The 14,549-nt window shown below is 33.0% G+C and carries 9 protein-coding genes; 5 read left to right on the plus strand and 4 right to left on the minus strand.

Annotated elements, in window-relative coordinates:
* Window positions 1-131: 131 nt before the first annotated feature.
* Window positions 132-1,238 carry a UDP-galactopyranose mutase gene (gene glf / locus FYJ25_RS07510; RefSeq protein WP_154580947.1) on the minus strand — a complete coding sequence of 369 codons (1,107 nt, stop codon included), beginning with the start codon at window positions 1,236-1,238 and terminating at the stop codon, window positions 132-134.
* Window positions 1,239-1,481: 243 nt separating this feature from the next.
* Here glf and FYJ25_RS07515 point away from each other — a divergent pair, with 243 nt between their 5' ends.
* The 4 genes from FYJ25_RS07515 (at window position 1,482) to FYJ25_RS07530 (ending at window position 8,393) form a co-directional block, all read left to right on the plus strand.
* Window positions 1,482-4,319 carry a bifunctional glycosyltransferase/CDP-glycerol:glycerophosphate glycerophosphotransferase gene (locus FYJ25_RS07515; RefSeq protein WP_154580948.1) on the plus strand — a complete coding sequence of 946 codons (2,838 nt, stop codon included), beginning with the start codon at window positions 1,482-1,484 and terminating at the stop codon, window positions 4,317-4,319.
* A 1-nt stretch (window position 4,320) separates the two neighbouring features.
* Complete coding sequence (locus FYJ25_RS07520) at window positions 4,321-5,373, plus strand: CDP-glycerol glycerophosphotransferase family protein (RefSeq protein ID WP_154580949.1); 1,053 nt, start codon at window positions 4,321-4,323, stop codon at window positions 5,371-5,373.
* A gap of 151 nt (window positions 5,374-5,524) precedes the next feature.
* On the plus strand, window positions 5,525-6,481 hold the full coding sequence (locus tag FYJ25_RS07525; RefSeq protein WP_154580950.1) for a glycosyltransferase family 2 protein: 957 nt from the start codon (window positions 5,525-5,527) through the stop codon (window positions 6,479-6,481).
* A 4-nt stretch (window positions 6,482-6,485) separates the two neighbouring features.
* On the plus strand, window positions 6,486-8,393 hold the full coding sequence (locus FYJ25_RS07530) for a DUF6020 family protein (protein ID WP_154580951.1): 1,908 nt from the start codon (window positions 6,486-6,488) through the stop codon (window positions 8,391-8,393).
* Between the two features lie 62 nt (window positions 8,394-8,455).
* Here the strand turns inward: FYJ25_RS07530 and FYJ25_RS07535 are convergent, their stop codons facing one another.
* From FYJ25_RS07535 to FYJ25_RS07545, 3 genes are read right to left on the minus strand one after another with little or no spacing between them, the layout of a single operon-like run.
* Entirely contained in the window at window positions 8,456-9,964 is a 1,509-nt protein-coding gene (locus FYJ25_RS07535; RefSeq protein ID WP_154580952.1) for a DUF6056 family protein, read from the minus strand.
* A 1-nt stretch (window position 9,965) separates the two neighbouring features.
* The gene (locus FYJ25_RS07540) at window positions 9,966-11,084 is read right to left on the minus strand and encodes an Ig-like domain-containing protein (protein ID WP_154580953.1); all 1,119 of its coding nucleotides are present in this window, start codon (window positions 11,082-11,084) and stop codon (window positions 9,966-9,968) included.
* 29 nt (window positions 11,085-11,113) lie between these two features.
* Window positions 11,114-11,491 carry an Ig-like domain-containing protein gene (locus FYJ25_RS07545; RefSeq protein WP_154580954.1) on the minus strand — a complete coding sequence of 126 codons (378 nt, stop codon included), beginning with the start codon at window positions 11,489-11,491 and terminating at the stop codon, window positions 11,114-11,116.
* 231 nt (window positions 11,492-11,722) lie between these two features.
* On the opposite strand from FYJ25_RS07545, the gene FYJ25_RS07550 reads away from it, so the two are divergent.
* A complete protein-coding gene (locus FYJ25_RS07550) occupies window positions 11,723-14,548 on the plus strand; it encodes a bifunctional glycosyltransferase/CDP-glycerol:glycerophosphate glycerophosphotransferase (RefSeq protein WP_167513791.1) in 2,826 nt (941 codons plus the stop codon).
* Window position 14,549: the final 1 nt, after the last annotated feature.

Below are 14,549 nucleotides of genomic sequence, written 5' to 3' on the forward strand. Positions count from 1 at the left end.
GCTTATTAAAGTGCGCCTAAAATGTCCGGTTATCCACTTTTTATTCCAGGATTCGTGCTAAGCACGAATCCTTCCCTGTTTAAGTTCAAGATTGCGAACGAGCATCGCGAGTTTCGCAATTACCTATTGAATTATATCCTTGTTTCTTCCTCAACAGCCTTTAATGCTACTCCAATTACCTTATCCATATCATAATAACGATACTCTCCAAGACGCCCACCGAAAATTACATTTTCTTCTTTAGTAGTTAATTCGCGATATTTTTCTGCTATTTTTTCATTTTTTTCATCATTTACTGGATAATATGGTTCTTCTCCCAGTTTCCACTCACTTGGATACTCTCTGGAGATTACGGTTACCGGCTGAGTACCATATTCAAAATGTTTATGTTCAATAATACGGGTATATGGAACTTCACGCTCTGTATAATTTACTACTGCATTCCCCTGATAGTTCTCCATATCCAGCTTCTCTGTTTCAAATCGAACACTTCTATATTCTAATACGCCATATTTGTAATCAAAATATTGGTCAAGCATTCCCGTGTATACTGTTTTAGCAGCAATATCTGGATTCTCTTTTCTAAACTCATAATAATCTGTATTCAGCAGAATATCAGAACCTTCTAACATTTTCTCTACAATAGCCGTATATCCACCCATAGGAATTCCTTGAAAACGATCATTAAAATAATTATTATCATAAATAAACCGAAGAGGAAGACGCTTAATAATAAATGCAGGAAGTTCCTTACAGTCTCTTCCCCACTGTTTCTCGGTATACCCCTTTATCAGCTTTTCATATACAGAACGTCCAACCAGAGAAAGAGCCTGTTCTTCTAAGTTCATAGGCTCTGTAATACCTAACTCCTCAATCTCTGCCTGAATCTTTGCTTTTGCTTCAGCCGGAGTTGCGATATTAAACATCTTACTGAATGTATTCATATTAAATGGCAGGTTATATAATTCATCTTTATATCTTGCTACAGGAGAATTAATATAATTATTAAACTCTGCAAACTGATTTACATAATCCCATACTTCTTTATTCGACGTATGAAAAATATGTGCACCATATTTATGCACATTAATCCCATCTATGTTCTCACAGTAAATATTACCTGCTATATGATCTCTTTTGTCAATTACAAGACATTTTTTCCCTGTTTTTGTCATTTCGCATGCAAAAACAGCTCCAAAAAGACCTGCTCCAACAATTAAATAGTCGTATTTTTTCAATCACAAACCTCCTTCGCATTTCCTTCTCTATCCTTTTATTAAATTTTCCCATTTTTAAATTCTAACTCTATAGCTTTCTTCTGTCAATTCTTATATATCTTGATTTATAATTTTAGATTTGTTCTGCGTTTTTCATATACTTTTTACTTATATTACTTTACTGTTCCTTTTCTTGTCACAACAATTAAACTATGCTATATTCAAGTCAGACTCTACAACAATTTATTTAAAAGGAAGTATACTATGAAAAAAGATTTAAAAATATCTGTAATCATACCTGCATATAACGCGGAAAAGTATCTTGCAGAAGCATTAGACAGCGTAGTTTCACAAACCATGCCCGACTCTGATTATGAGATTATTATCGTTAATGATGGTTCTTCCGATCACACAGCAGACATTTTACAGAAATATAAAAAATCACATTCAAATATAACTGTTATCAACCAAGAGAATGGTGGACCTGCTTCTGCCCGTAATGCCGGACTTACTGTTGCAAAAGGCGAATATATTTATTTTTTTGACGCAGATGATCTTCTTATCAATAATGCTCTTGAGGCTATGTTTACCAAAGCAGTGACTAAAAGCGCAGACTTAGTTATCGGAACCTATGATGTGTTGAACACTTACAAGCTTTCTGCCGTTCACACACTTGATAATCTAGTTACTCTTGATGATATTGATAAATATAATACCGACATTCTATGGACCTTTTCTTTATCAAACAAGTTATTCAAACGGGAATTAATTGAGAAATATACGTTACGTTTTCCAGATATTTCTTATTCAGAGGATGGAGCTTTTCTTGTTCAGTTTTTATATCGCTCTTCTAAAATTACCGGTCTTAATCAGGTAATCTTCCATTACAGAAGATATAATGAAGAAGACGCACAGTCCATTACAGCTTCCGTTTCTGAATCAAAAATCAAGGACTATCTTACTGCACATGAAATGATTCTTGATTGTGCAAAGGAAAGTTTTTTGCGAGACTTCCCTGCGTATACAACAATCGAGGATGCTATGGCAGATAATGAGGAAATCAGCGATTATTTAAACACAATCATTCATAAAGAACTGCTTATTTTATTAAATCGTTTTTATGCCAAGTTCTGGACTTTAGATTCTTCTACTGCCCAGTTTCTTCTTGCCCAGATTAACGATAAATTAAACTTATTAAATATGAAGAGTTTCTGTGAACTAAGATCCGCTCTTCCAGAATTGCCATTAACTGCTTTAAGTGCTGATTCTGAAGAAGTATTAAAACACGCCAGTCTGACAGCCGTTCTCTATGGCGATGACAGCACAAAGGAGGACTTCCTATCCTGCCTGAAATCTTTAACAGAACAGAATATGGTATTTATCAAGATTGTTGTTCCTTCTTCTATGAAAGCTGTTATTCAGACTAAGAAATTATTACAGAAAAATATTATTTTCACAGATTGTAATTCCAAAAAGAACCTTTTTAATAAAGCGTTAGATGAAGCAACAACTTCTCACATTGTTTTTTGTGATGAGAAAATCGTATATTCTACAGGTGCGTTCCGCCGTGTGAACAAATTATTCAGCAGATTATATATGGACTTTGTTACAGAAGCTATCTATCACAAAAATTATGGCAGTTTGCAACCATTAATCTACAGTCATATTACCGCAGACTTCTTGGCTTCTAATCAATATGATACATTATGTCTTGGAATGGAAGCAACTTTAGCTAATAAGTTCTTCTCTGTTTCATTTTTAAGAAATCAGAATATCAATTTCAACCTTGATATTATAGACTTTCTGGACAAATGTTACCATACTGGATATTACCTTTATAATTTTGATGAACTTGTCATTTACAATGGCACAGAGGAATCTTTCCTAAAATATACAGAAACAGAAAAATCTCTTTCTCTGTTAAAAGAATATTTTAAAGCAAAATCTGTGACTTTAAATAGCCCAAAATTACTTTATAATCCTTTAGAGTCCGGAGAAAAGTTTCGTCCAATTCCAGAAACGGAAGCGGAACAGCCATGGACAAAAGAAGTGGAAAAGCTAAAAAAGAAAAAACTACAAAATAAAGTCGCCTTTGTTTCTGTTCGCTCCGATGGCGAACTTGAGGGAAATGCACTTGCTCTTTACCCTTATATCAAAGGTGAAAAAGAAATCTGTGCACACAAGTTACCACACGATAATGATGCTGCTCTTGCAATGTCCGAAGCAATTCTTACAAGCAAAGTAATTGTAACTGATGATTATGTCAAGTATCTAAGATACTTTCCTCTTCGTCCAGAACAACGTGTCATTCAGCTCTGGCATGCCTGCGGTGCATTTAAGAAGTTTGGTCAGCGTGGAACTAATATCCCTGTTCCTACAGATATTGCTACCCATGCACAGTATAATCTTGTATCTGTCAGTGGTGAACAAGTACGTTCCATTTATGCGGATGCCTTTGATGTTAATTATCAGAAAGTACAGGCTCTAGGTGTACCAAGAACAGATGATTATTTTAATAAGAAGTTGATTTCCAAAAAAAAGCGACAGATTTATTTAAAGCATCCAAAGTTGCTTTTTAAATCTGTACTCGTCTATGCCCCTACATTCAGGGACACCGACGGTAATCGAAATGAATTTCAGCCGGAAATTGATTTTGACTTACTTTCAAAATCTCTGCTTCCAAATCAAGTTTTATTAATTTGCCCTCACCCGGTAATGGATGCTCCTATTTTGCCACACAAATATCATAATATATTGGAAGTAAGAGATTTTTCTACAAACGATTATATGTTGATTTCTGATATGCTGATTACAGACTATTCTTCTGTCATTTTTGAGTATGCTTTACTAGGCAAACCAATTGCATTCTTCTGCTATGACCTTTTAAGATACGACAGAGATTTTTATCTAAAGTATCCAGATGATCTGCCAGGAGATGTATTCAAAACACAGGAAGAGCTTACAGAATATCTCAGAAATCCTGAAAAGCAAGTTCTGACAGACAAATATACTGCTTTTGTGAAAAAATATATGTCTGCCTGTGATGGGCATAGCTGTGAACGAATTGCAGCGTTAATTAATTCTTATATGGAGGAGAACTAGTATGAGTAAAGCTACCATTTCATTTCTCAGTACACGTGGCAGAGCAATGAATATCGATTTAAAATTAATACAGGACTATCTGGCATTGAACCTTTCTGACGTAACTTTTGAATACTATCTGAAAAACACCGCTACGAAAGTTCCTGCCGCCAACAAACAGTTAGAAAAGGCCCGTCTCTCCTTCTGTGAAAACACCAGAAATATTATCTGTATGGATCCTTCTATTCCAGTGAAACTTTCTCCTGCTTTACCGGAAGAACGGCGACTTTTAACTTTAGTCCCTTATGATTATCTTTTTAATGAATATTTAAAATTTATAGAAAATCCTGAACTGGAACACAAAAAAACTTTCATCCGATGTACTCATGTACTGGCTGGATCTCCGTTCTTTGCTAATTTACTGAAAGAATTTTATGAATTTGAAAATGCTACTTTTTTAGACGATATGTGTCTCCCTCTTGCCTGGGATATCACATCTAAAGAATCAAAAGAAAATGTACGAAACAACTTAGAATACCTTTATCCTGAAGCAAAAGGGAAAAAGATACTGACTATCCTTACAGTAAATCAAACCGCTCCAGAGGAAATGACAGAACTCTTTTCCGATTTAGACTTAAAGAAATTTCTGAATGAAATCGGAGATAACTGGTTTTTACTTACCAACAATATCAATCTTCTTGAAATGTCTGGCAAACTTCCTTTTTCGTATGCAAAATGTTTTGGATATATGAAGGGGGTATTCGGTTTTGATAATCTGCTTTATTTCTCAGACATGTTGGTCACAAACAGCAGTAAACATGCTTGTACCTTTGCCTCTGAAAACAAACCAGTGTATTATCTAAATTACGGGAAAAAGCATTTTGGAAGATATATGAAACAATATTATCCAGATCTATATCTAGAAACAGCAGGAGAATTACTGACACTTGACTATGACCAGACGGAACTATCCGAAGAAGAAAGTCGCTTTTGTCAGGAGTTTGCTTGTAATACGGTGCAGAATCCTTTTACTGCTATACTGAAAGATTTATTTTTATTAACAAACAAAAATTAGCATTATCAAAATTATACTAAAAATCATTAGAATCATTATTGATTTTTATTTTTAAGGATGTTACACTTAAGAGAATGTTTTCCATTTTTAGTATTGATATTACAATACTATTTATGGATATTTAAAACAATTTATAAAGGAGGAATATATAATGGATAAAATAGCTGTTTTAATCCCATGCTACAATGAAAGCAAAACTATAAAAAAGGTTATAACAGATTTTAAAAGAGTTTTACCCAATGCAGTTATCTATGTATATGATAACAATTCCAGTGACAATACCGCAGAAATTGCTGCAAATGCTGGAGCTATCGTCAGACATGAATATCAACAGGGAAAGGGAAATGTAATCAGGCGTATGTTTAGGGAAATCGATGCCGAATGTTATATAATGACTGATGGTGATGATACTTATCCAGCCGAATTCGCACCACAGATGGTTAAAAATGTATTAGAAAAAAATGCAGATATGGTTGTTGGTGACAGACTTTCTTCTACCTATTTTACTGAAAATAAAAGACCTTTTCATAATTTAGGAAATTCTCTCGTACGTAAAGCAATCAATATAATCTTTAAGACAAGCATCAAAGATATTATGACCGGCTACCGTGCATTTAGTTATCAATTTGTAAAAAGTTTCCCTGTTTTATCCAAAGGGTTTGAAATAGAAACAGAAATGAGTATACATGCCGTAGATAAAAATATGTTCGTAAGTAACGTTGTTATCGAATACAGAGACAGACCTGAAGGTAGTGAATCTAAGTTAAATACATATTCTGATGGTGCCAAAGTTTTAATGACAATCGTTAAATTATTTAAGAGTTATCGACCAATGATATTTTTTGGTATCATTGCCTTCATTCTAGCCGCACTCTCTGTAGCCTTTTTTATTCCCGTAGTTTTAGAATTTACCCAAACTGGTTTAGTAAGTCGATTTCCAACATTAATTATGTGTGGATTTGTAATAATTGCAGCTTTACTTTCCTTTTTCTCTGGAACTATTTTACAAATAATCAGACAAAAAGATCGACAAGATTTCGAAATGGTTCTTCATGAAATAGAGGATAGAAAAACTAGAAAGAAAGAATATGATAAGGAGGTAAGGTAAAAACATGGGCAAAACCAATCGCATACAAGATCATCTTAAATATATCATATGCGCTTTTTTTTCCAGTTTAAGTCTTTGTATGTCGAATACTATGTATGAATTATCTCCAGAACAAATAAAACAATTAGGAAGTAACATTGAAATCTCTTGTTGGAAATTAATGAATTCCATTCATTCCCCTTCCTACTTAATATGTATCGTAGCCATTTTATTATATTTTGCTTATTGTTATCTTGGCTCTAAACTAGATAAAAAATATTTATTTTGGGGAATACCTTTATCGGTTCTGTCTTCTTTAATTGTTCTCTTATGTGAAAGTTATTACATAACTAATACTTGGAATAACGTATTTGGTAATATAACCGCATTAAGTCTTTCTATTATTAAGGGGATTGGTATTACAATATTATTTTTATTTATTTTTGGTTACATTCAATCTTTACGCTTTCGTCAAATAGACCAAGTTCTGAAAAGTAAAGTTACAAAAAAATATTTTTTTAAAATAATGGGAATTTTATTATTTTGTTGGATACCCTATATGGTTATTTTATTTCCAGGTTGTATGAATCCAGATACCAGAGATCAAATTGCTCAAATCACGAGAAATGTTGATTTATGCTGGACTGCCCAAACTATTTTATTAAAATCTTCAAGTGTAATATTGAATAATCATCACCCAGTTTTTTATACATGGCTTATCTCTATCTTTATAACAATCGGAAAACATATTGGTTCATATGCATGGGGATTAGAACTTTATTGTATTACACAATGTATTGGTCTTTCTGCCACATTCTCTGGTTTCTTAATTTATATTAGAAAAAAAGGGGTTCCAGAACGGCTTTGTAAATGGATTACAATTTTCTTTGCTCTCAACCCAATTTTTCCAATCTATGGGATGACTGTAATGAAAGATGTTCCTTTTTCAATTTTAATACTAATAGCAATCATTATGATATATGAAGCTCTCAAACATCCAGAAAAATTAACTCCTGTATACATGACAATACTTATGCTTGTATTATTAGTTTGGATGCTCCTACGTAATAATGGCTTTTATATTTTAATCGTACTCATTCCTTTTATTATAGGTATTCTATGGAAAAGCAAAAAATATTTAGGGAAATTTCTAATTTCTTTTTTGATTCCAATGCTAATTTTTCAAATCGGAATACAAGGTTTCCTATTTCCCGCACTGAAAATATCAAGTGGAAGTGTTCGAGAAATGTTGTCTATCCCCTTTCAACAGACTGCAAGATACATTCAAGAATATGGTGATACACTCAGCACTGAGGAAAAAGATATTATTTTAAAAGTATTTAACACCCCAAATCATTCTGTCAATGACCTTGCACAACAATACGTTCCCGATCGTGCTGATATAATAAAGTCTTGGTATAATAAAAATACCTCTAAAAATGATTTGAAAAATTATTTAAAGGTTTGGGCAAATGGATTGATACATCACCCTAATGTATATATACAAGCTTTCCTTAATCTTAATTATAGTTGGTTCAGTTTTGACAGCAAACAAGATAATATATATTACAATGGAATAACCGATAAAAATATACAAAAGATGCTTCCAGATGTAGAAAACCCTAAATTTCTATCCCCTATAAGACAAATATTATCATACTTTATCGGAAGTTTATCAAGGATTCCTTTTACATCGTGGATAGTAGAATTCTCATTTTATACCTGGGTATATCTTCTTGCATTTATTCTTATGTTTGTAAGAAAAAAATACAAGGAATTACTGGCAACCGGTATGTTATATATAAACTATTTAATTTGTTTTATTGGCCCGGTTGCATATATGCGCTACGCCATTCCAATGATTGTATGCTTACCATTTCTTTTAATTCTAACATTTATGGACGAAATAAGAACCACTCCATCTATATACTAATTAACATAAAGAGGGAATATTGTAATTATACTGTTTATAGTATAATTACAATATTCCCTCTTTTACTTACTATATTCCCAAACAGATTTCAATGTTATATTCTGTGGAATATCATAAAATAATTTATAACGTTCTTCCCATATTTCCCCTTTATTTGGTGTAGGCGTCCATATATAAGATTCATATGGAAGATGTAATATTTCAATTTTCTTTTCGCCGGCTGCCACCTTCTCTTTTATATAGGAAAGTCTTTGATGATCTGCTCTATATACCGATGCAAAGATGCATAAATAAAATACCATACCTACCCCTGCCGCCGTTACCGCTACTCGCTTAATAATCTCCGCATCCACTATCATTGTAAAGTTATCTGCTACAACCCTACATAATTCTTCTGCAAACAAAATAAATAATACATAAGATGGGAAGAAACAGCGACTTCCAATTGGATTTACTGCAAATAATGGAGCTGCCACGCAAAGTACACTACATGCAGCAAACAAAACTCTCCAAAAATTCGTATAATGGACCGCTGCAATTAAAGCAAATACAATTAATGATATACCAGCTATCGCTGTTGCAGTTCCTTCTATACCAATTAATATATTCTGCTTTGTTACTGTCCCCAAACCAATATAGGAAAAGAAACTCCAGGCATCATAACAAGTCAGTATTCCCAAACAAACCGCTAATACCTTACCTGATATATTTTTACTCTCTGTATTTTCCCTTTTATAATTTATATAAATAATATAACATAAGCCTAAAATAAATAAATTTAACGCAATATTATTCATAAAATATTCTTTATAAATAACATCAAAATAATTCTTTAACGCCTGAACAATAATCCCACCCTTTGCTACACTTCGATATCCATCTGAATTTGTAGAGATTGAATGGTATACTGAATTTGAAAACATATACACTGTTCCACAAATAGTTCCTGCAAAGTAGCATACCTGCTGAATCAATACCTTACGATATCGAAACAGTACATATATTATGACGGCTATCCCCAATACCATGTTATACAGAGTAACGTTTTCCACAATCAATGTATTAATCATCCCCAAAGCAAACAGTGGAATACACGGCAATATTCTTTGGCGCAGTTTATTTCGATCTGGCTTCTCATCAAAAATCCAATAAATATAAGCAATATAAATCATTGTAAAAAAGATTGAAGTCACGTAATTAGAAAATCCTGCTGTCCACACTACTGCCTGTCTCAAAACTGCCTTCGGTAAACATATTAATAAAACAATACTTACATAAAAAGACCACTTTCCCTTTATCAGCCTTTCCAGTAAAAATATACTACCAGTTATAGCAGTACCCATTGCCAGTGATTTCAATAAATTAGAACGCGTCAATGCCAAAACAATCAAATTTCCAATGTATCTTCCACTGTAATTGTCAAACCATGTATGCAATCTGTCCACCCCAATCTGACTTCCCCATGCCCAGTCATCACCTGTATAGGGAAACATCCAGCTCAATGCAAACATCATCACAAAACATATTGCATATTTAACTATATCTTTAAAATTTATTCCTTTTATATTCATACTACTTCCAATCCTCTGCTAATACCCAGTTCTCGTAAGGTATCATATGTCCAAATGCATCTATTGCTCCTTTTGCTGTTGGCTGATATTCATTAATCAGTCTTTCTTTTATTTGAAGATTTCCCTCGCTAATCTTGTCACCCGGATTTTCTTCTCCCTTATTATAATAACGACCAAAATAGTACAGTTTTGATTTACCCACAAGAGTCTTTTTGAATGCTGCTGTAACCATGTTGCTTACCTGCTGGTGATGGAACTTTCCATATTCTCCATTTGGATTATGTGTAACAACTTCATCCCACTTCTTATAATTTAATAAAAATTCTATGTCCTCCTGCATCGCATTTTTACAGGTAGAGTACAAATCCATTTCATAGCCATATTTTCCATCCGTAACCCAATCTCTTCTTACATCTGGATAATCTAAAATAATATGTGGATCACCTGTCTGACTCATTACCCGCTCAAAATCAGAACTTCTTTTCTTATACCATCCATTCGACATACACACTACAAGATAATTTGAATCAATCAGATGAGAACCTCCCCATAAAGTTTCATCGTCCGGATGCGCAACAATCATAAGCTTTGTTACATTCGTAAGATTTAACTTGTCAAGACTTTGTTTCGTAAGATAACCTTTACTTTTTGTAATCTTCAATTGATATGTTGCTCTGTACTTTCCATCCACACTCGTTGCTCTTACTTCTACGTATTCTGTCGGACGAAGAGCTGTAAGCACCCCCCCGTTTGTATCAATTGATACTTTTGTTTTATCACTCGAAGAATAAATAATCTTTTTATTTGTTGCATTCCATGGTTCTATCTGTGCATTTAATTTAATCTTTTCTCCAACTTCCATGGAAGTTATTTTGGACTTCCACCAAATTCCTGTCACTGGAATGTGCTGTTCTTTAATCTTTAATTTAATTTTTGATGTCTTCCTTGTAAAAGGTTCTTTTGCCCTAATAGTAACAACTCCGGCTTTCTTAGCCTTTACAACACCTTTTTCAGACACTGTTGCAATATTTTTATTACTAGACATCCATTTTACATCCTTGTAAGTCGTATTGGTGGGAATTCTTTTTAATCGTAATTTTACAGATTCACCTTCTACCAACTTTTTCTTGGAAATTATTTTGATTTTTTCTAGTTTTTTGATTTTTTTACCTGAACAGTATAAGAAGTTTGAATATCACTTTTTCCTTTTATCGCTGTTATTCTGGCCGTCCCTGTTCTTCCTGCTGTAATCTTTCCTTTTTCAGATACCTTTACAACAGAGGGATTACTTGACTTCCAAACTATATTTTTAGGAATCTTTCCTTGATTTGTATTCACTTTCAATTTATACCATGTATTTGTATATAAAATTTTTTTCTTATTTACTATCTTTATCGTTTTTATTTTGGGTAAATCTCTTGTTTTTACTGTCTTGGCATTTACAGAGATTGTATTTCCCCAAAATAACATACACAATATGGCTGCCATCATCATAAACTTTATAGCTTTCTTTTCTCTAAGTAACATATTTTCCTCCTTTTTTAAATCACTTTACATATATTATCATTAAATATAGCGTTTATCAACGTAAAAAACAGCTTCGAAGTTTATGATATATAAGGCATATCTTTACTAAATTCTCCTATAATATTGTCATAATAAAACAAATAGTATATAATAAAAAAATATATTCATGTTGTACAGATATGTATTTTTTACAATTGTACAACCAATTATTATGAAAAAGGATGGATGGATATGAAAAAAATATCAGTTATTATTGCTACCTATAACGCAGAAGAATATCTATCTGAAACATTAGATAGTATTTTTTTACAAACAATGGATAATTCTGAATATGAAGTTATTGTAGTAAATGATGGCTCATCTGACAATACACTAGATATATTGAATTCTTATAAAACCAATTATTCTAATTTAATTATTATCAATAAAGAAAATGGCGGTCCTTCTTCCGCAAGAAATGCAGGACTAGATATTGCGCAGGGAGAATACGTCTTCTTTTTTGATGCGGACGATCTTCTAGAACCTGATGCTTTATCCACTATGTATGATACGATTTCTGAAAAACACTCTGATTTACTAATTGGAAAATATGATATTTTTAACCGACATACAACTATAGAAATCCATAATCTCGATAATTTAGTTGAATTAGAAGAAATTCACAAGTATAACACCGATATTTTATGGACATTTGCTTTATGGAACAAACTTTTTCGCCGCAGCATAATTCAAGAATACAATTTACAGTTTGCTCCAATTTCCTATTCGGAAGATGGTGCCTTCGTAATGAGTTATTTATATCGATGTAATAAAATTGTTGGTCTTGATCAAATATTAACTCATTACCGCCGATATGATGATATGAACTCTATTACGGCCTCTATCTCACCAAGTAAAATCAAAGATTACATTACTGCTCATCAGATGATTCTTCATTCTGCAGAAGAAAGCTTTTTAAGGGATTATCCTGAGTACAGTTCTATTGATGATGCACGAGAACAGAATCCAGATATTCATAACTACTTGAATACAATTATTCAAAAGCAGCTACAGATTATGCTGAACCAGTTTTATATTCAGTTCTGGTCCTTAGATTCAAACACAATTCAGTTACTTGTGGATGAAATAAATAACAAATTAAAGATTCTGGATATGAAAGTAATTTCTACCCTCAGTCTCTCTTTCCCAGAATTTTCTTTATATGATATTAAGTCATCTAAAGAGGACGTTCTTAAAAACGCATTTTTTACTGCAGTACTCTATGGTGATAAAACAAATAAAGACAACTTTATGAAGTCTTTAGATTCACTAATAAAACAGAATCTCATATTTATGAAAATAGTTGTACCTGTTTCTATGAAAGCTGATATCGAAAAAGAAGGGTTGTTACAAGATAATCTTTTCTTTGAAGATAGTAATTCTAAAAAAGAATTATTTGCTACTGCTTTGAATAATGCTCAGACACCATATATTACTTTTTGTGATGCTGAAATCACTTATGCCGTTGGTTCTTTCCGCCTGGCTTATCGGCAGCTTATGAAGCAGCAGTATGATTTCATCAGTGAGGGAATTTATCATAAAGAATATGATAATCCACAGCCATTGCTTTTCAGTAAAATCGCCTCTACATCTTTAAAAAATGGAATGAAATATAATTTTTCCCTCTTTATGGATGCTACATTAGCTAACAAATTCTTCTGTGTTGATTTTGTAAGAAGTCTCCATTTAGATTTTAGCGAAGAGCTTCCAGAATTGATAAAATTATGTTATACAAAAGGCAGTTACGCATACCGCTTAGATGGTTTGCTTCTTTACAATAATAAAAAAGAAACTTTTATTGATTACATTGCAACAGATAAAACTCTATCTTTTATTAAAGAATACTTAAAAGATAAACCAATTACATTAAATAGCCCTGAAATACTCTACTCTCCGGCAGAATCTGGCATGAAATTCCGTCTTCTCTCTGATGAGACGGAAGAAGAACGAGCATGGAATAAAAAGGCAGCTTCTTTCCAGAAAAAGCCACTGAAAAATCAGGTTTTATTTGTTTCTCCCCGTGCAGATGGGCATCTTGAAGGAAATGCAAAGGCTCTATATCCCTTTATCAAAGGTAAAAAGACAATCTGTGCAAAACGTTTACCACATAATCCTCAAACAGCCCTTGAAATGACTGAGGAAATCCTTACCAGTAAGGTAATCGTAACAGATGACTATGTAAAATATTTAAGATATTTCCCTTTACGCCCGGAACAGCGAGTTATTCAGCTATGGCATGCCTGCGGTGCATTTAAAAAGTTTGGACAGCGCGGAACAAATCTTTCTTTGCCTGAAGACAGAGCCACACATGCACAGTATAATCTTGTATGTGTAAGTGGAGAAAATCTACGTTCTATCTATGCGGATGCATTTGATGTAAATTATAATAAGGTAAAGGCATTAGGCTGCCCACGAACAGATGATTACTTTAACAAACATCTGATTAATAAAACAAAACGGAAAATCTATTTCCGGCATCCAAGTTTGATTGGAAAATCTGTTCTTGTTTATGCGCCTACCTTCCGGGATGTTGGATGTGATAGAAGTGAATTTCATCCTGAACTTGATTTTGATCGTCTTTCAAAAGATTTACTTCCTAATCAAGTACTTTTAATCTGCCCGCATCCGATAATGAAGAACGATATTCTTCCAAAAAAATACAAAAACATACGCGTAATGAGAGATTTTTCAACAAATGATTATATGCTTATTTCAGATATGCTAATCACTGATTATTCTTCTGTTATATTTGAATATGCACTACTTCGCAAACCTATCGCATTCTTCTGTTATGATCTGCCAACCTATGACCGAGGATTTTATCTTAATTATCCAGAAGACCTGCCTGGAGATGTATATACAAATCAAGAAGAACTGACAGACTATTTAACACATCCTGAAAAACATATTCTTACAAATAAGATGAATTCTTTTGTTGAAAAATATATGTCTGCCTGCGATGGACATAGTTGTGAAAGAATTGCAAACCTGATTAATTCATACATGGAGGGAAAGTAAA

The sequence above is a fragment of the Anaerobutyricum soehngenii genome, assembly GCF_009697165.1.
In the GTDB taxonomy this organism is placed as follows: Bacteria; Bacillota; Clostridia; order Lachnospirales; family Lachnospiraceae; genus Anaerobutyricum; species Anaerobutyricum soehngenii.

Coding starts and splice junctions, on each gene's coding strand:
- FYJ25_RS07530 (WP_154580951.1), top strand. CDS start 6,486: ATGGGCAAAACCAATCGCATACAAGATCATCTTAAATATATCATATGC.
- FYJ25_RS07550 (WP_167513791.1), top strand. CDS start 11,723: ATGAAAAAAATATCAGTTATTATTGCTACCTATAACGCAGAAGAATAT.
- FYJ25_RS07545 (WP_154580954.1), bottom strand. CDS start 11,491: ATGTTACTTAGAGAAAAGAAAGCTATAAAGTTTATGATGATGGCAGCC.
- FYJ25_RS07535 (WP_154580952.1), bottom strand. CDS start 9,964: ATGAATATAAAAGGAATAAATTTTAAAGATATAGTTAAATATGCAATA.
- FYJ25_RS07515 (WP_154580948.1), top strand. CDS start 1,482: ATGAAAAAAGATTTAAAAATATCTGTAATCATACCTGCATATAACGCG.
- FYJ25_RS07520 (WP_154580949.1), top strand. CDS start 4,321: ATGAGTAAAGCTACCATTTCATTTCTCAGTACACGTGGCAGAGCAATG.
- FYJ25_RS07525 (WP_154580950.1), top strand. CDS start 5,525: ATGGATAAAATAGCTGTTTTAATCCCATGCTACAATGAAAGCAAAACT.